At 37.0% G+C, this 16,167-nt stretch carries 18 protein-coding genes; 13 read left to right on the top strand and 5 right to left on the bottom strand.

The window, feature by feature from the left end:
• The first annotated feature begins 7 nt into the window (after nt 1-7).
• The 5 genes from AC4NPH_RS07665 (at nt 8) to AC4NPH_RS07645 (ending at nt 6,176) form a co-directional block, all read left to right on the top strand.
• On the top strand, nt 8-1,015 hold the full coding sequence (locus AC4NPH_RS07665; protein WP_013056188.1) for an ABC transporter ATP-binding protein: 1,008 nt from the start codon (nt 8-10) through the stop codon (nt 1,013-1,015).
• A gap of 14 nt (nt 1,016-1,029) precedes the next feature.
• Nucleotides 1,030-1,791, top strand: coding sequence for a serine hydrolase (locus AC4NPH_RS07660; protein ID WP_335483462.1), 762 nt, complete (start codon nt 1,030-1,032; stop codon nt 1,789-1,791).
• Nucleotides 1,792-2,132: 341 nt separating this feature from the next.
• Entirely contained in the window at nt 2,133-2,684 is a 552-nt protein-coding gene (locus AC4NPH_RS07655) for a hypothetical protein (protein WP_013056190.1), read from the top strand.
• A 109-nt stretch (nt 2,685-2,793) separates the two neighbouring features.
• Nucleotides 2,794-3,321 (top strand): GNAT family N-acetyltransferase, encoded by a 528-nt coding sequence (locus tag AC4NPH_RS07650; RefSeq protein WP_013056191.1) that lies wholly within the window; start codon nt 2,794-2,796, stop codon nt 3,319-3,321.
• 86 nt (nt 3,322-3,407) lie between these two features.
• A complete protein-coding gene (locus tag AC4NPH_RS07645; protein WP_055988974.1) occupies nt 3,408-6,176 on the top strand; it encodes a bifunctional diguanylate cyclase/phosphodiesterase in 2,769 nt (922 codons plus the stop codon).
• A gap of 15 nt (nt 6,177-6,191) precedes the next feature.
• On the opposite strand, the gene AC4NPH_RS07640 is transcribed toward AC4NPH_RS07645, so the two are convergent.
• Both AC4NPH_RS07640 and AC4NPH_RS07635 read right to left on the bottom strand, forming a co-directional pair.
• Nucleotides 6,192-6,494, bottom strand: coding sequence for a transposase (locus tag AC4NPH_RS07640; protein ID WP_233335083.1), 303 nt, complete (start codon nt 6,492-6,494; stop codon nt 6,192-6,194).
• Between the two features lie 88 nt (nt 6,495-6,582).
• Entirely contained in the window at nt 6,583-7,134 is a 552-nt protein-coding gene (locus AC4NPH_RS07635) for a TVP38/TMEM64 family protein (RefSeq protein WP_098449045.1), read from the bottom strand.
• A 494-nt stretch (nt 7,135-7,628) separates the two neighbouring features.
• Here AC4NPH_RS07635 and AC4NPH_RS07630 point away from each other — a divergent pair, with 494 nt between their 5' ends.
• From AC4NPH_RS07630 to AC4NPH_RS07620, 3 genes are all read left to right on the top strand, one after another.
• Nucleotides 7,629-7,946 carry a hypothetical protein gene (locus AC4NPH_RS07630; protein ID WP_013056195.1) on the top strand — a complete coding sequence of 106 codons (318 nt, stop codon included), beginning with the start codon at nt 7,629-7,631 and terminating at the stop codon, nt 7,944-7,946.
• A 29-nt stretch (nt 7,947-7,975) separates the two neighbouring features.
• Nucleotides 7,976-8,158, top strand: a complete 183-nt coding sequence (locus AC4NPH_RS07625; RefSeq protein WP_029324165.1) for a hypothetical protein — start codon at nt 7,976-7,978, stop codon at nt 8,156-8,158.
• A 127-nt stretch (nt 8,159-8,285) separates the two neighbouring features.
• On the top strand, nt 8,286-8,810 hold the full coding sequence (locus tag AC4NPH_RS07620; protein ID WP_013056196.1) for a cupin domain-containing protein: 525 nt from the start codon (nt 8,286-8,288) through the stop codon (nt 8,808-8,810).
• A gap of 33 nt (nt 8,811-8,843) precedes the next feature.
• Here AC4NPH_RS07620 and AC4NPH_RS07615 read toward each other — a convergent pair whose 3' ends face one another.
• The 3 genes from AC4NPH_RS07615 to desA form a co-directional block, all read right to left on the bottom strand.
• Nucleotides 8,844-9,446, bottom strand: a complete 603-nt coding sequence (locus tag AC4NPH_RS07615; RefSeq protein WP_013056197.1) for a response regulator transcription factor — start codon at nt 9,444-9,446, stop codon at nt 8,844-8,846.
• Nucleotides 9,443-10,585 carry a sensor histidine kinase gene (locus AC4NPH_RS07610; RefSeq protein ID WP_013056198.1) on the bottom strand — a complete coding sequence of 381 codons (1,143 nt, stop codon included), beginning with the start codon at nt 10,583-10,585 and terminating at the stop codon, nt 9,443-9,445. Before AC4NPH_RS07610 ends, AC4NPH_RS07615 begins: the two co-directional genes overlap by 4 nt.
• Before the next feature lie 117 nt (nt 10,586-10,702).
• A complete protein-coding gene (desA, locus tag AC4NPH_RS07605) occupies nt 10,703-11,746 on the bottom strand; it encodes a Delta(5) desaturase DesA (protein ID WP_013056199.1) in 1,044 nt (347 codons plus the stop codon).
• Between the two features lie 223 nt (nt 11,747-11,969).
• Here desA and AC4NPH_RS07600 point away from each other — a divergent pair, with 223 nt between their 5' ends.
• The 5 genes from AC4NPH_RS07600 (at nt 11,970) to AC4NPH_RS07580 (ending at nt 16,033) form a co-directional block, all read left to right on the top strand.
• Nucleotides 11,970-12,365, top strand: coding sequence for a ribosomal maturation YjgA family protein (locus tag AC4NPH_RS07600; protein ID WP_013056200.1), 396 nt, complete (start codon nt 11,970-11,972; stop codon nt 12,363-12,365).
• A gap of 158 nt (nt 12,366-12,523) precedes the next feature.
• The gene (locus AC4NPH_RS07595) at nt 12,524-13,078 is read left to right on the top strand and encodes a hypothetical protein (RefSeq protein ID WP_098325709.1); all 555 of its coding nucleotides are present in this window, start codon (nt 12,524-12,526) and stop codon (nt 13,076-13,078) included.
• Nucleotides 13,079-13,334: 256 nt separating this feature from the next.
• Nucleotides 13,335-14,837, top strand: a complete 1,503-nt coding sequence (gene cls, locus AC4NPH_RS07590; RefSeq protein WP_013056202.1) for a cardiolipin synthase — start codon at nt 13,335-13,337, stop codon at nt 14,835-14,837.
• A gap of 35 nt (nt 14,838-14,872) precedes the next feature.
• Nucleotides 14,873-15,727, top strand: a complete 855-nt coding sequence (locus AC4NPH_RS07585) for a DUF1206 domain-containing protein (protein WP_013056203.1) — start codon at nt 14,873-14,875, stop codon at nt 15,725-15,727.
• Nucleotides 15,728-15,811: 84 nt separating this feature from the next.
• Nucleotides 15,812-16,033 carry a spore germination protein gene (locus AC4NPH_RS07580; protein ID WP_013056204.1) on the top strand — a complete coding sequence of 74 codons (222 nt, stop codon included), beginning with the start codon at nt 15,812-15,814 and terminating at the stop codon, nt 16,031-16,033.
• Nucleotides 16,034-16,167 lie beyond the last annotated feature (134 nt).

Raw genomic sequence — 16,167 nt, 5'->3', positions numbered from 1 at the left:
GGCAGTTATGACAACGAAGCATTTGTTAGAAGTAAAGCAGCTGAGCAAATATTTTCCGATTACGAATAAGCAGGTTTTGAAAGCAGTAGACGGCGTGTCTTTTCATATTTCAAAAGGAGAAACCTTTGGACTTGTTGGTGAATCCGGCTGCGGAAAATCAACTGCCGGGCGAACAATCATTGGATTGTATAACCGTACATCAGGAGAGGTGCTTTATAAAGGGAAAAACGTGCATGAGCTATCAGAGAAAGAAAAATTTGCTTTTCATCGTAATATGCAAATGATTTTTCAAGATCCATATGCTTCACTAAACCCTCGTTCTACCGTGAAGGAGATTATCTCAGAACCAATGGAGGTTCACGGACTTTATTCGAATAAAAAAGAGATGCTGAACCGCGTGTATGAGTTGCTAGAAGATGTCGGGCTAAATCGTGATCATGCCAATCGCTATCCTCATGAATTCAGCGGCGGGCAGCGCCAGCGTATAGGGATTGCAAGAGCTTTAGCACTAAATCCAGAATGCATTATTGCAGACGAACCTATTTCTGCTTTAGATGTGTCTGTACAGGCTCAAGTAGTTAATTTATTAAAAAAACTCCAAAAAGAAAAAGGATTAACTTATTTATTTATTGCACATGACTTGTCGATGGTAAAGCATATAAGCAATCGTATTGGAGTTATGTATTTAGGGCATTTAGTAGAATTAACAACAAGTTCGGAGCTGTATCAAAAACCGCTTCACCCTTACACTCAAGCTCTACTGTCAGCTATTCCTATCCCTGATCCTGACGTTGAGGATAATCGGAAGCGGATTGTTCTTAAAGGAGAATTACCGAGTCCAATTAACCCGCCCTCTGGCTGCGTGTTTAATACACGCTGTCCTCTTGCAGTAGCAGCCTGTAAGACTCAAAAGCCAGAGTGGCAGGAAGTTGAAGACAATCACTTTGTAGCCTGTCACTTATACAATCAAAAGATAATGAGTAACAACTATATTGAAACAGCTGCGACAAAATGATGGAAAGAGCGAGAATGAAAATAGAAGATGCAGTTACTACATGGAAGCGGAGTAATAATGGACTTATACGTATTCATATTGAAGGAAAAGAATCCATACAGATTAATTCTTTTATCCAACAACGAGCAGCAAGTACAATCAAGCTGCTGCTTGCAATAGAAGCGTTTCGTCAAATTGATGAGGGCATCTTGGCTTTAACATCTGTCATTCAAAGAATGGAAAAAAACACGGTTGGTGGAGCAGGTATACTTAGAGCTCTTCCGCGGTTAACACATATTAAAGTGGAAGAGCTGCTTACCCTTATGATAATTGTTTCTGACAACACAGCTACAAATGAGCTCATTTCTTTAGTAGGATTTGAAAAAATTAACGAATGTGCTAAAAATCTAGGATTAAAGAAAACTGTTTTAAACCGCTATATGATGGACGAAATCGCTGTTGAAAAAGGGGTTGATAATTATACGTGTGCCTCTGACGTAGTAAAGTGTTTAAGGGAAATATATGAAGGAAACCTTTTGCAAAAATCTAGTCGCGAAAAAATAATGAGAATGTTAGAAATGCAGCAGTTTCAGCATAAGCTTCCAGCACGTATAGGATCAGCGTTTCAAGCTGCGAATAAGACTGGAGAACTACAGGGAGCAGAACATGATAGTGCTATTCTCATGCGAGGTAACGAAACGTATTATGCCGTTGTTTTGATAGATGGACTAAGTGACAATGAACAGGGAAGGAGATTAATTGCTGATATTGGATACCTTCTGTCATCTAACATCTAAAAATCTTTTAACCATATACTTCAATAAGCGAGATTGGTTTGCTCCCTTTTATTTAATGTCTTCTATCAAAGAAAAACTCACATTTACTAATAATAAATGCTTGTCTTCTCAGATTTTGGCGAGGCCGTTGTTTGCTGTGCTGGATTTGTGCTAGTAATAGATAAACATGTTCTTTTTCATGAAATTTTATGAAAAAATAATGATAAATCATTCATCCTATACCAACTTATTCGTATTTTTTATATAATAGAATAATAGTATATATTTTAAACGAATAGTGAATGTCTATGCAAAGCAGCAAGGATCATGAAATTATTCGATTCATAAATGGTGGTGTATGTATGGCAAACGAACATGTAATGATAGATATTATAAAAGCATTTAAACGCAATTCAACTGAATCCATTGCCATGGATTTAATTAAGGAAGTGCGAGGGACATTTAGTCCATTACCTAAATATATAGCGGATTTAATTGATGAGCTGAGAAAATTAAATTTAAAAGACGAAGTGATCAGTGTAATCTTGTATCAATCTGTATATGTGGCAGATCATCAATTTAATATTAAAGATACCATTACCAATCGTCAGTTTGTAAAAGATACGATTGAAATGGGCAGAAGATGGGTGCATCAGTACGGCCGAATTGAAACAGTAGAAGAAGCAATTCATATTGCAGAGCAAGTGTCTACAAAAGAGGACTTGCCTCATCATTTGCAAACAGCAACAATTGACGAAAAAATTACGCTTGAGGTGCAGCTTGATCATCAAACGTATGAAATGTTAAAAAATATAGCGGTTTATTATGATCATCATTCCTATGAACAGTCAATGACTGTAGCAATTAATCGTTTATATACGCAGCTGCGCGATGCACAATCAAAGAATAGTTAAATGTCAAATCTCACATGTTCCGTGCACCATGTGAGATTTTTTAAGATGTGAAAGAGGCGCAGATGAAAATGTCTTGCTCCATCATTCACCAAAAGGAGGGAGAACATAGATGAGGGTATATTTATCTCCTCTTCAAAAAAAAGATGCTTCTAAAGTTTTTGCATATTGGTCGGATGAAGAGGTTACTAGATATATGAATATTGAGCCCTTTACGACGCTTTATCAAGCGGAAAGCATGATTGCACTTCTCCAAAGTTTGACGAAAGAAGGGAAAGCAACACGCTATGCTATTCGATTAAAGACTTCCGATGAGATCATTGGAACCTGCGGTCTAAACCGTATTGATTATGTTAAAAAGCAAGCAGAGATTGGGTATGATTTAGGCAAACCTTTTTGGAAAAAAGGCCTCATGACAGAAGCGCTCTGCCTTTTGCTAGAAAAAGCTTTTGAAGAGTTTCATATACAAGAAATTGAAGCAAAAGTTGATCCTAATAATAAAGATTCAATTACTCTTTTAAAAAAATTTTCGTTTCAACTAGAAGAGGCGTATGAGTCAGATGATTGTACTTGTTTATACACCGTCAACAAGGAAAAAGTGAGCGCGATATTGTCAGGACGTTCAAAAGGTAAGAAGTAAATCAAGCATAAGTTCTTTTGAAATAGTAAATATTTTTAGGCCTTAACCGATAACAAAGAAAAGAACGAATTGAAGGAAGGTCATGAATGAATCATCATACACATTTACTAGAAGGGACGTACAATGAGTTACTCGTTACACTCTCTTTCCTTATCGCTATTACTGCGGCGTACGCTTCTTTTGGGTTAGCTAATCGTGTGAAAATTTCCCGGGCAAAATTTATTCAGTTTTGGTTAATCAGCGGGGCATTTACATTGGGAATAGGCATTTGGTCAATGCATTTTATCGCCATGCTTGCTTTTCACTTGCCCGTAGATGTTTCATATAATTTATGGTTTGTTCTTCTCTCAATCTTGGGAGCGATAACGGGATGTTATATAGGCCTCTACCTCATTCACAAACAAAAGAAAAGTATAAAAGCACTTATCATTGCAGGGAGCTTTATGGGAGCTGGAATTGTTTTTATGCACTATTTGGGCATGATGGCTATGGAGCCAATTATGATTTCATATGATCCATTTATCGTTTTTCTCTCTATTCTTATTGCTGTTGCTGCTTCTAATACAGCTTTGTGGCTTGGTTTTTATTCAAAGCTAAATGAAGGGAAGCTTACCGTTTTTGCTAAGGTTATTTGTTCTACTATTATGGGCATTGCTATTGCAGGTATGCACTATACGGGCATGCAGGCAGCTTCTTTTTCAGGAATGTCAATGTCTGAACACTCAAACGGCTTTGCCTTAAATCCAATATATTTATCCGTCGTTATTGTTTTTTTTATTGTGTGCCTATTTACGGCTGTGTTTTTAACCATTTTTATGGATCGACGCGTACAAAAACAAGAAGTTTTAAAATGGGCTTTTTTTGAATCCGCCCTGGATGCTATTTTGGTAATCGATGAAAAAAGACATGTTTTATCGCTCAATTATGCAGCGGAAACGCTTTTCTCTCTTAAAGCATCAGATGTAATCGGGAGTAATGTTGTTAAGCTGCTGCCCTTCTATGAATTTTCTTCTCTACAAGATGGACGAACTGAGCACTCCCTTTTGATAAGTAATAGAGAAGTTACGGTTGAGATAACGGTGATGGCGGTAGGAATTGAAGAGACGGTTGAGTATATGCTGTATATCCGCAATATGACGCAAGAGCGCGAAGCGGAAAAAACGTTGATTGAAGCAAAAAATCGCTATGAAAACTTGTTTTACTCCTCTCCATTGGCAATTATGGTCCATCGAGAAGAAGAGGTCGTGTCTGTGAATGATGCTATGATTCAGCTTTTAGGAGTAACGGAAGACCAGCTCGTTGGTAAATCGTTATATGATTTCTTTTCATCTGAACAAGTTCCTGATATTAAAAAAGGATTGAAGGCAGTAAAGGATAGAAAAGATGAGCCAAGATCTCCATTAGCTCAGTTGAAAATGTTTAATGCGTTAGGTAAGGAACTCTTCTTAGAAGTAAAATCTACGCTCATTCAAATTAATGGAGAGACGCTTTTTCAGACAGTAACTAGAGATGTAACGGAACAGAAAAAAGCTCAAGAATCGCTTCAATACATGGCTTTTCACGATATGCTAACAGATTTACCAAATCGAAGTATGTTTTCAAGCATTGTAGAGAAATCCATTGATTCAGCAGCTACTTCAGGAAAAAAGCTTCATTTCTTATTTTTAGACCTAGATCGTTTCAAACAGGTAAATGACACGCTTGGTCATCATGCTGGAGATCAGCTTATGCTTCAGGTTGTTGATCGAATGAAGAGCTGCCTAAGAAACCAAGATGTGCTTTCGCGTTTTGGAGGAGATGAGTTTTTAGTTTTGCTGCATGATAGGACTGATGAAGAAGTGAAAAAAATCTGTCAATCATTAAATGACTGCTTATCCACTCCTTTTGTAGTGCTATCGAGAGATGTTTATTTAGGGGTAAGCATCGGAGTTAGTTTATTTCCTAAAGATGGAAAGTTGCTTGAAGTGCTAGTTCGCCATGCTGATTTAGCGATGTACGAAGTCAAAAAACAAGGGCGTAATCATTATCTGTTTTATCAAAAAGAAATGCAGGTTCATACTACGCGAAGAATGAGAATTGAAGATGGGTTACGCAAGGCTTTTGAGCTGGGCGAAATGGAGCTTCACTATCAGCCGAAAGTCAATATTCAAAGTGGCCATATTGTTGGAGTGGAGGCTTTAATCCGGTGGACTCATGCCGAGATGGGCGTCATTTCTCCCGCAGAATTTATTCCGATTGCTGAAGAAACAGGCGTTATTGTTACACTGACGAAATGGGTATTAAAAAAAGCGTGCCATCAAAATAAGTATTGGCAGCTTCAAGGACTTCCTCCCTTAAAAATGAGTGTGAACATATCAAGCGTTGATTTTGGTACAACTGATTTTGTTGATTATGTGTTAGGTGTCTTGCGTGAAGTAGAGTTAGAATCACGATATTTAGAACTTGAAATTACAGAAAGTGTAACGATGAAGCATGTTGAGCAAACAATCGAAAAGCTACAAATCTTAAAAGATGCAGGAGTATTTATTTCGATTGATGATTTTGGCTCAGGATACTCCTCGTTCAGCTATATTCAGAAGCTACCTATTCATACGCTGAAAATTGACCGGTCTTTTATTAAAGATTTAGATCCTAATACAACGGAAGTATCGATTGTCAGAGCCATTATTACACTAGCCAAAAGTTTGCAGCTATCCGTCGTAGCAGAAGGTGTAGAAGAAGTTGAACAAGTAGAACTTCTTCATAAAGAAAAATGTGATGAGGTGCAGGGATACTATTTCTCCAAACCGATTTCAGCGGAGGAATTTTATGAGAAATTTCATAAAATCGAAGAGAAAATGGAATTTGTTCATTAATGTAAAAAGCCGTTCTTATTTAAAAGAACGGCTTTTTACATTTAAGGTCAGAACTAACAGTTTATACAATACATAGATTCCAAGGTATGCACCGGTTAATAAAAAAGCTGAATTTAAAAAGATTGCATGAATGCTCGTCATAAAAACAGTATGGTTTTTTAAAATACGATAGATAGAAGCAGCAGCTATATTTCCAAATACTAGCGCTGAAAGAAGGGCTAGCGTATTAAAAACTAGCTCTGCTCCTTTCCATTTGAGTGAGAAAAAGAGCATGATAATAGGAATAATAATACTTCCAGAAACTAACAGAAAAATCAATGGACCATCTCCAATACGTTATCTTATTACAGTTACATACGATAATGTTTTTGCTTATTTTTAGATAGTCTTCCCTTTTTATAGTCTGTTAAGCTTTTTTCTTCCATTTTTTACTTATATAAAAAAGTAAAATAATGGATAAAACCATTAAAATGATTTTGCCTTGCATAGATCCTTGTGAAATATGATAAACCGAATAAACTTCAATAAAAAGCGCTGGAATTTTTCCAAGTGCGCTAGCAGAAATGAATACGGCAAAGGAGCCTTTTCCTACAGCGCTGAAGAATGTAATGAGGCCTGATGGAACAAAGGGAAGTAAACGCAAAGAAAGAATCAATATAAAACTCTCTTTCCCTTGTACGCGCAGCAGCTTTAGCGACTTGGAGTGAGAAGGTGTTTTTGTATGAACAAGTGTACGGAAACCTTTTCGATACAGCCAAAAAGAGAGAGCTGCACCTAAAACTTCTCCAATAAAAGAAAGTAAAAATCCGTTCCAAAAACCAAATAATTTTACGTTTACGAACGTAAGGGGTGCGCTTGGAAATACGCCCGTAATGCTAATAAGAATGTTCAAGAGAATGCTGATAAACCCAGCTGCTTCTAAATGTTCAAGCAGAAATGTTTGAAGATAGTCAGTCATGGTTATACTCCCATTTATGTTTTACTTGTAGGGCTATTTTAGATGATTTTCTACTATTATATAATTTTTGGCATGAAATAAGTAGGTAAGCAGTTTATAAAAAACGAAACAGGGTAACTACTTACTAATGAAAGATGATTTACTGATTTGAAGGGATGGACAACTCATGTTGAAATTTTTGCTTGTTATTGTAGTTGTATTATTAATTATTATGATTTTTAAACGCTTTATCCGAAAATAAAAATGCTAACTAAGCAGCTCGTGAGATCTTTCTCACGAGCTCTTTTGCGGAGCTATTCAGTAGCTCAACAATACACTTTTTACCTGTGATGAATATCACTGCAGCTAGAGAAATGAAGGGGTAAGATAGAAATGGGAGGGAGGTATATGGAATTATTATTCTATCTCAGCACTTATTTATCAGGGGGAGCTATTGCATTATGGCTAATTAATGCAGCATTTAATGGATTATTAAAATAACAGAGGGAGAGAAAATGAACGATTCTAAAGGTATATTTAACGATAAAGAAAGAAAGCTTGCTCGCTATTTGGAGACGTACACAACTGAGCAGATTTTAACTGAAGCAGGCATGTCTTCGTCTGCTGCGCTATATGAGCTGAAAAAAATAAGATTACCGCGGGCAGTTGCTAATACGATTGTTTATTACGTACTGGCAACAAATAATCAAAAGCTGGTTATGTACAAACTGCTCATGTTAGCTGGCGTTTGTAAAAAGCTTGGCATTCAAGATGCACAGGCAGCCCTCACTTTTATCAAAAAATATTACGTTTGTCATCAGCATTTACACTAAAAAGTACATCTGTCTGAGGGGGAAAAGAGATGAATATTGTCCCGTTTAAGCAGCGTTCATCTGCAAAAAATGATCAAGGCAGAGAACAGCCGTTTCAATGTTTCATTGAGGGAGATCGATTTCAGTTAGATTTGTATATGACATATTTATTTCATCGCTGCCATTCTAGCAGGTATAGATATAACCGTGCTAACAGAAAGGGTAGGATGTAATGATAAGATACCAGTGGTAAGCGGCTTCATTTTTCCTGATGGAATAATGAAGCCGTTTGTTGTGTTAGAAAGAATGATTTACTATGATGTAGTTAATGATAAAAGAAAAAGGAAGGGAAGGAACGTAATGGATTTACATAAGTGGGAATATTGGATTTCAAAGCTCGAGCTTCAGCCTCATCCAGAAGGAGGGTTTTATAAACAAACCTATCGCTCCAATGATGAAATTTCTGATAAAGAAGTGTCATCGCAGTTTGATGATAAACGATTTCTATACACGAGTATTTACTTTTTATTAAGGTCTCAAGATGTATCGCATTTCCACCGGCTGCAATCAGATGAACTATGGTACTATCATGGGGGAAGCCCTTTAACCATTCATATTATTTACCGCGACGGAACCTATCAAGAAGTAAAACTAGGTACAAACTTAGAAAATGGAGAAGTTCCTCAATTTTTAGTTCCAAGAGATACGATTTTTGGTTCCTCTGTGGCAAATGAGAATACGTTTTCTCTCGTTGGATGCATGGTCGCACCAGGTTTTGATTTCCGTGACTTTGAATTATTCACAAAACAGCAGCTGCTTGATGAATTCCCCGAGCATGTTGTGATCATCGACAAATTAGGGTACGATAAATTGCCAAATGATTAAAAAGCATGCATCTCGGTTTGATGCATGCTTTTTTCATTTGAACCAGCCTTTTTCCTTAAAGCGAGTAATGGCTTCAATGCGGTTTTTTACTTCGAGTTTGTCCAGAATGGTAGAAATATAATTGCGCACCGTTCCAGTCTTAATAGATAGTTCGTCAGCAATTTCTTTTGTGTTTTTTCCATCAGCTACTAGAGCTAATACTTCTTTCTCTCTAGCTGTAAGAGGACTGGTAGATTCACTATATAAGTCATCCACTAATTCTGGAGCATAGAGGCGCCTGCCTGCCATCACGCTTCGAATGGAATTTGCGAGTTCTTCACTTGGACTATCTTTTAGTAAGTATCCGCTTACGCCTGCTTTCAAAGCTCTTTGAAAATAGCCGGAGCGAGCGAACGTTGTCAAAATGATGACTTTGCAGTTTAAATCTTTCAGTTCCTCTGCAGCTTCAAGTCCAGTTTTAAGAGGCATCTCGATATCCATTACGCATATATCTGGCTGGTGCTGCTTAGCAAGTGATACCGCTTGTTCCCCATTTGAAGCTTTTCCGACAACTTCCATGTCATCTTCTAAATTTAACAAAGAGCCTAAAGCCCCTAACATCATTTGCTGATCTTCGGCAATGACAATTCGAATCATAATTGTTCCTCCTTAATATGTTTAACGATGTTTGGAACTGTAATATGAATAATCGTCCCCCCTTGACTGGAGATATCAAGATGGCCGTTTACAAACTCCAGCCGTTCTTTCATTCCTAAAAGACCGTTTCCTTTCCAGCAGGTTTTCTTCGTATTAATACCAACTCCATTGTCTTCTACCGTTATGCCTACTTCTTTTGCAGACTGATGTAAAGTAATCGTGCAAACGGTGGCTTGACTATGTTTGACCACATTGGTTACTGCTTCTTTTAAGCACATGCTAAGAATATTTTCAATTAGCAACGACACATTCTCTAATGAAATGGCCTCTTCTCCTACAAACTTAATTTCGGCAGCTTCTAAAAGCTCCTGAACGCGTTTTAGTTCTTCACTAAGGCGGATTCCACGCATTTGAGAAACCATGTTTCTCACTTCATTAAGAGCCGTGCGCGCTGTTTGCTGGACATCTTTTAATTCTGATTTTGCTTTTTCAGGATCTTTTGTAATAAGTTTTCTTGCTAAATCACTTTTTAGACCGATAAGAGACAGCTTTTGTCCTAACGTATCGTGCAGATCGCGAGCTATCCGCTGGCGTTCTTCCTGTTTTACAAGCTCAGAAATACGTTTATTTGCATCTTCAAGCTGTTCTTCCAGCCGGTCTCGCTTCTTCCGATTATAAATGCTAAATGGCAGTACAATCACACTGATGGAAATTACAAAAATGAAAGGCAGCTGTTTTAAAAAGATCTCTTCTTGCATAACAACGTTAAAGTTTACCGAAATAACGGTGCTAATTAAATGAACAGCATACAAAGTAAAGAAAGCGAGCCGTTTTTGGATATTTCCAATAAAATAAGCGATAAAAAAAGCAAAGTAAAAGGCAAAGTAAATATAATTGAAAATAGTTGTCAGGGCTAAGGAAATAACGATTAACAAAGCCGTCCATACGTAAACGGACTTGTCCGTTGAAACAAATGCAAAACGATAGAAAATAAAAAATAAGATGGTGAGTAACGAACCAACAATAATGTGATTCATGGATGAAGACTGTAAGATAAAATAAAATGGTAAAATGGCAAATACCGTCCATATGTAAGGAGATAGCCCAGTGATTTTTTGGAAAAACGTATATTTTTTCATAAAGAACCTCGTTTACTTGTTAAAATACACTATTAGTTTACCACAAAGTAGAATGAAATAAGTTTAGACGGATAGATAAAACAGTCAAGCTTTTGAAAGCTTGACTGTTTTGTTTTATTAAAGTTCTGCTTTTGTTTGAGATGACATTCTGCTTGCTTTTGGTACAGCTGAGCGTGTTTTTATTTCTTTAAAGCTCACAAACATTTTATTTTCTTCATCCCATAGACGGAATCGAAGAGAGCGAAGACTTGTTGCGAGTGTAATGGTTGGTACATTTTGAAGAGGCTGTGTGTGTTGATGAACAGCTTCAAGCTTATAGTTGGGCACTCTTGGGCTTAAATGATGTACATGGTGAAACCCAATATTGCCTGTTAGCCATTGCAATAGTTTTGGAAGCTTGTAAAATGAACTTCCTTCAACGGCTGCTTTTACATAATCCCAGTGCTCATCTTCTTCAAAATAAGAGTCTTCAAACTGGTGCTGTACATAAAACAGCCAAATTCCAATTGAACCTGAAATGAAGAAAATCGGTCCTTGAATTAATAGGAACGCCTGCCAACCTACCAACCAGCAGGTCGCTGCCGCTAATGCAACGATCAATACATTTGTAAGGTACGTATTCATTCTTTCATTTTTCTTCGCATTTTTTTGATTGAATCGGTTTGTAATCAAAAATACATATATAGGTCCCACGCCGAACATAATGAACGGGTTGCGATAGATACGGTAAGCGATTTTTTTCCAAATAGAAGCTTCTTTATATTCTGTTACGGTTAACACCCAAATGTCACCCGTACCTCTTTTATCTAAGTTGCTGCTTGTTGCATGGTGAATTGCATGGCTATGTCCCCATTGACTGTAAGGGAACATCGTTAAGACACCGGTAATTGTTCCGAGAATTTTATTGTGTTGTCTACTCTTAAAGAAAGAGTAGTGACAACAGTCATGAAAAATAATGAATATTCTTACTAAAAACCCTGCTGCGATAACAGTTAGCGGAAATGCTAAAAAATAAGAAATTGAAAGGCTCTCATAAGCGAGAAACCACAGTGTGAAAAAAGGTAAAAAAGTATTGATCAATTGTCTTATGCTGTCTTTCATTACTGCTTTTTCAAAAGGTGCAACTTGTTTTCGTAAATTCTTTTGTTTTTGTATAGTCATATGAAATTCCTTTCATTACCGTATATTACCCTCAGTATAAAGGGATTTTTCTGACTATTTAAGACATACGTGTCATATAGAAACTATGACACTTGTCATATATACGTAGGGGGAAGCTGTAAAAAATGAAAAAAAGCGGTATTTAACAGTCTTCGGTTCTGATAAAATTATACAGTGAAGGCTTATTGTTACGGAGCATTTAAGAAGAAAAAAGGAGTTTGAAATGAATAAAAGAAATAGATGGGTATATCTGCTTCTAGCTATTGTTATCATGGGAGCAGGCCTTTTATCAAGAAAACTTACCGCGTATCTTCCTCACATCGTAAATATATATGCGGGAGATTCGTTATGGGCCTTAATGATTTTTGTCAGTGCGGGTTTTTTGTTTCCTGCATGGAAGACAAAAACGATTGGTATGTTTGCTATAGTGTTTTGTTACTTCATTGAATTTACACAGCTGTATCACGCTCCGTGTATTGATGACATAAGAAAAAATGCGCTAGGAGGGCTCATTCTGGGGTATGGCTTCTTATGGAGAGATATACTAGCCTATTCGATTGGAGTCGCGGCAGGAATGAGCTGGGAGTATTATAGCTATCGATTTAAAAGATCCGCCTAGCAAATACGGTTCAACGAATCTTAGAACTCAGCTGAGGATGGAATAAGCCGTAAGGTTATGAAGCAGGATGTATATACATAAAAATAAACTTATGCATAAAAATTTTTTATTTAAAACCAATTATCTATTCGTTGAACGAGAGGAAGAGAGGGGATTATTTGAATTTAATAGCCTGGATGATTATTGCATGTGAAATCGCTTTTTGGATAGTCATCATTTTAGGATTAGCAACAAGGTATATGTTTAAAAAACAAAAGCTCAGTTTTTTTATTTTAGCTCTAACACCTGTTGTTGATTTTTTTCTTCTGATTGTGACGAGTGTAGACCTTTACCGAGGTGCTACAGCGACCTATGCTCACGCTATTGCAGCCGTGTATATTGGAATTTCGATCGCTTTTGGAAAAAGTATGATTCAATGGGCAGACGAACGTTTTCAATATTATGTGATAAAAAGCGGGGAGAAACCTCGTAGGCGCTATGGAAAAGAATATGCAAAGCATTATTTTAAGTCATGGATACAGCATCTTGTTGCTTACGCTATTGGAGCAGCTCTTTTAGCGGCGATGATGCATATAGTACCAAATGGAAAAACCAACGTGCTGCAAAATGTAGTGGAATTTTGGACAGTTATTGTAGGAATTGATTTTTTATTATCTCTTTCTAATTTCGTTTGGCCTAAAAAAGAAAAAGAGTCCGGTTATACCAACTCATAAAAAGACATCGTCATGCGTGTAAAACAAAAAACCTCCCCGTAGGGAGGTTTTTGTTTTACCATCCAGGGTATAGGTATATGAATGATGCTTGTCTGAGGTAGTTCAGTTTAGTTGCTTAAGCGGCTAAACTGCTTTTTGTGCAAATATATGTACATTTTATGTAGCATGCATGATAAGAATTCTGTGTATTCCATATACTACCTCATATGAAAGATAGACAAGTGATACAATACAGTTTGTTTTTAGGAGAGCTTTTATGAAAAAACGCCGGTTGGACTTTATTTTTTTATTTATTATTTTACTTTCCATTTATGCTTTCTTTTTTACCTCTATTGATGTTCATTGGAAGTATGCCTTAGTTGGATTATATGGTGTCATTATTTTCATTTGTATGTATTCACTTATGCTTGAAAATCGAACGCCTGAAAGTACGTTGGTTTGGATGTATGTCCTCTTTTTCTTCCCTGTTGCAGGCTTTTTCTTTTATTTGTATTCAGGACAGCTCTATTTAAAGGGGCATATGTTCAAAAAAAAGCGTATGCATAACCGAGAGATGCTTAGAAAGATGGCAGATAAAGAAACGACGCCTGATCTATCGCCGCTTCAATCTCATCAGCGTTACTTTGCTCAGTATCTTCAATGTGTATCTTTGACCAAGATGAATGTTCATACAAAAACCTACGTCCTTAAGAACGGGCAAGAAACGTTTAATGAAATCAAAAAGCATTTGCAATCAGCAAAACAGTTTATTCATATGGAATACTATATGTTTCACTCAGATTCTCTAGGAAAAGAAATCATTGATATTTTAATAAAAAAAGCAAGCGAAGGTATAGAAGTGCGCTTTACATTCGATACAATGGGAAGCTTTACACTATCGGGTTCAGATATTAAACGAATGAAAAAAGCGAATATTAAAGTGCATCCTTTCTTACCTATTAAGTATGGGTTTTTTAATCAAAAATTTAACTTTCGAAACCACCGTAAAATAGTCGTAATTGACGGGGAAGTAGGTTTTGTAGGGGGATTGAATGTTGGGGATGAGTATCTAGGAAAAAACAAAAAAATTGGTTTTTGGAGAGATACTCATCTGATGCTAAAAGGAGAATCTGTTCAAACCTTGCATTCAATCTTTATGTTCGATTGGGAATACGTTTCTGGAGAATGCTTAATTAACAATGAAGCATATACAAAGCCTCATCCTGTCGAAGGCGAAGGCTTTGTGCAAGTGGTGGCGACGGGGCCGGATACGCAGGAAAATATGAGTGATTATTACTATACTATGATTACAAGCGCGACGAAATCAATCTGGATTTCAACCCCTTATTTTGTTCCAAATGAAGCCATAAGAACCGCCCTTCGTATTGCGGCTAGAAAAGGTGTAGAGGTACGAATTATGGTACCAGAAATTAATGATGGCTTTCTGACTCAATATGGAACGAGGTCATATTTTGCTGAACTTCTTCGATGTGGAATTGAAGTATATTCGTATAGAAAAGGGTTTTTGCATCAAAAAATTGTGATTATAGATGGAGATATGGCTTCGGTCGGTACTGCAAATATGGATATGAGAAGTTTTCATCTGAACTTTGAAGTTAATGCATTTTTAATTGAGGGAGAGACGATTCAAACGCTCATCAAAAATTACGAAGAAGATATTGAAGACAGTCATTTGATCAAACCAGTAGCATTTTACAAGCGAAGCTTAGTAGAACGTTCGAAAGAGTCATTTGCGCGCTTATTTTCAGGTGTTTTATAAAATAAAGTTTGTTTTCAAAAAGCAGGAGGAAACGTATGGGTGAATCTCCATTTGTTAAAAAAGATACGTTTGGTCGAAAGTTACATCGCTTAAAAGAACGTACTAAGCCATTTGTCGTGCGTTTTTCACGGTTTGGTCATGTGGCTCAAGGTGTGGTCTATTTTATCATCGGTATATTAGCGATTCAGACAGCTTTCGGATTAAAAGGCGATTTAGTTACTTCTCAAGGAGCCCTACACACAATTGCAAAGCAGCCGTTTGGATTTTTAATTTTAATTGTTTTGGCAGTAGGTTTAAGTGGATATGCGTTTTGGCAAATCATTTCTGCTATTTTTGATCCTCACCACGTTGGGCATGGGGTAAAAGGCGTTTTTACTCGTTTAGGCTATTTAGTTGTAGCCACGTTTTATATTAGTCTTTGTGTGAGTTCGGTAAAAATTTTGCTTCATGCTCACGTTCATACGTCAGGTAAGCATTATCAAACGGTATCGGCCAAGTTGTTATCTTATCCCTTTGGGCAAACCATCATTGCGCTTACAGGTATCGGCGTTATTATCTTTGGGATTGGACAAGTATATTGGGCTCTTTCAGGACGCTTCCTAAAAAAACTAAAGAAAAACGAAATGTCAAAAGAAGAGTGGCGATGGAGCGGGCATATTGGAAAAGTAGGTATTATTGCTCGAAGTATCGTCTTTGGAATTATTGGTTTCTTTCTTATTCGCACGGCTCTTCAAGCGGATCCAGACGAAACGAAAGGGTTAGATGGAGCCCTTGCTGAAGTAGCACAGCGTCCTTTTGGGTCTGTACTGCTGGCTATCGTATCAATCGGGCTTATGGCATACGGAGTATATATGTTTGCAGAATCAAGGTATAAACGAATTGATCCTTAATAAAATTAAAAAGATGAAAAAGCTACTTTTTGGCCTTCTGCTCATATCATATAGCAGATAGATAATGAACAGGAGGAGAGGCAGATGCCATCGGTAGTAGGAGCCGTAAATATCTCGAATGTATTGGTTTCATCTTCAGTGGAGTTTGGTGATTGTCTGGCTATTAAGCCAAAAAGTACAGCTTTTACAACAGTCGGTTCTGGCAGCGGGAACACAGGGAATTTTATGAATATTACAAGCAGTTCCAGTACCGCTAATACAATTGATATGGATATTAAGGATCAAAATGTAGTGGGAAATGCATAAGAAACGAAAGCTTATCGTCATCGGACGGTAAGCTTTTTTATTTGAATTTTACGTATACCCAGACGTTGCTTTACCACAATGTACCTCTAGGATTCTATATTATAGGAGTAGTAAACTAGACAGGTGATGTCAAA

Source organism: Priestia sp. MDV22-iso46 (assembly GCF_058629175.1).
This window is presented reverse-complemented; position numbering and strand designations above follow the sequence as displayed.

Coding starts and splice junctions, on each gene's coding strand:
- AC4NPH_RS07660 (WP_335483462.1), top strand. CDS start 1,030: ATGAAAATAGAAGATGCAGTTACTACATGGAAGCGGAGTAATAATGGA.
- AC4NPH_RS07645 (WP_055988974.1), top strand. CDS start 3,408: ATGAATCATCATACACATTTACTAGAAGGGACGTACAATGAGTTACTC.
- AC4NPH_RS07600 (WP_013056200.1), top strand. CDS start 11,970: ATGAATAAAAGAAATAGATGGGTATATCTGCTTCTAGCTATTGTTATC.
- AC4NPH_RS07635 (WP_098449045.1), bottom strand. CDS start 7,134: ATGACTGACTATCTTCAAACATTTCTGCTTGAACATTTAGAAGCAGCT.
- desA (WP_013056199.1), bottom strand. CDS start 11,746: ATGACTATACAAAAACAAAAGAATTTACGAAAACAAGTTGCACCTTTT.
- AC4NPH_RS07615 (WP_013056197.1), bottom strand. CDS start 9,446: ATGATTCGAATTGTCATTGCCGAAGATCAGCAAATGATGTTAGGGGCT.
- AC4NPH_RS07580 (WP_013056204.1), top strand. CDS start 15,812: ATGCCATCGGTAGTAGGAGCCGTAAATATCTCGAATGTATTGGTTTCA.
- AC4NPH_RS07655 (WP_013056190.1), top strand. CDS start 2,133: ATGGCAAACGAACATGTAATGATAGATATTATAAAAGCATTTAAACGC.
- AC4NPH_RS07630 (WP_013056195.1), top strand. CDS start 7,629: ATGAACGATTCTAAAGGTATATTTAACGATAAAGAAAGAAAGCTTGCT.
- AC4NPH_RS07665 (WP_013056188.1), top strand. CDS start 8: ATGACAACGAAGCATTTGTTAGAAGTAAAGCAGCTGAGCAAATATTTT.
- AC4NPH_RS07610 (WP_013056198.1), bottom strand. CDS start 10,585: ATGAAAAAATATACGTTTTTCCAAAAAATCACTGGGCTATCTCCTTAC.
- AC4NPH_RS07625 (WP_029324165.1), top strand. CDS start 7,976: ATGAATATTGTCCCGTTTAAGCAGCGTTCATCTGCAAAAAATGATCAA.
- AC4NPH_RS07620 (WP_013056196.1), top strand. CDS start 8,286: ATGGATTTACATAAGTGGGAATATTGGATTTCAAAGCTCGAGCTTCAG.
- AC4NPH_RS07585 (WP_013056203.1), top strand. CDS start 14,873: ATGGGTGAATCTCCATTTGTTAAAAAAGATACGTTTGGTCGAAAGTTA.
- AC4NPH_RS07650 (WP_013056191.1), top strand. CDS start 2,794: ATGAGGGTATATTTATCTCCTCTTCAAAAAAAAGATGCTTCTAAAGTT.
- cls (WP_013056202.1), top strand. CDS start 13,335: ATGAAAAAACGCCGGTTGGACTTTATTTTTTTATTTATTATTTTACTT.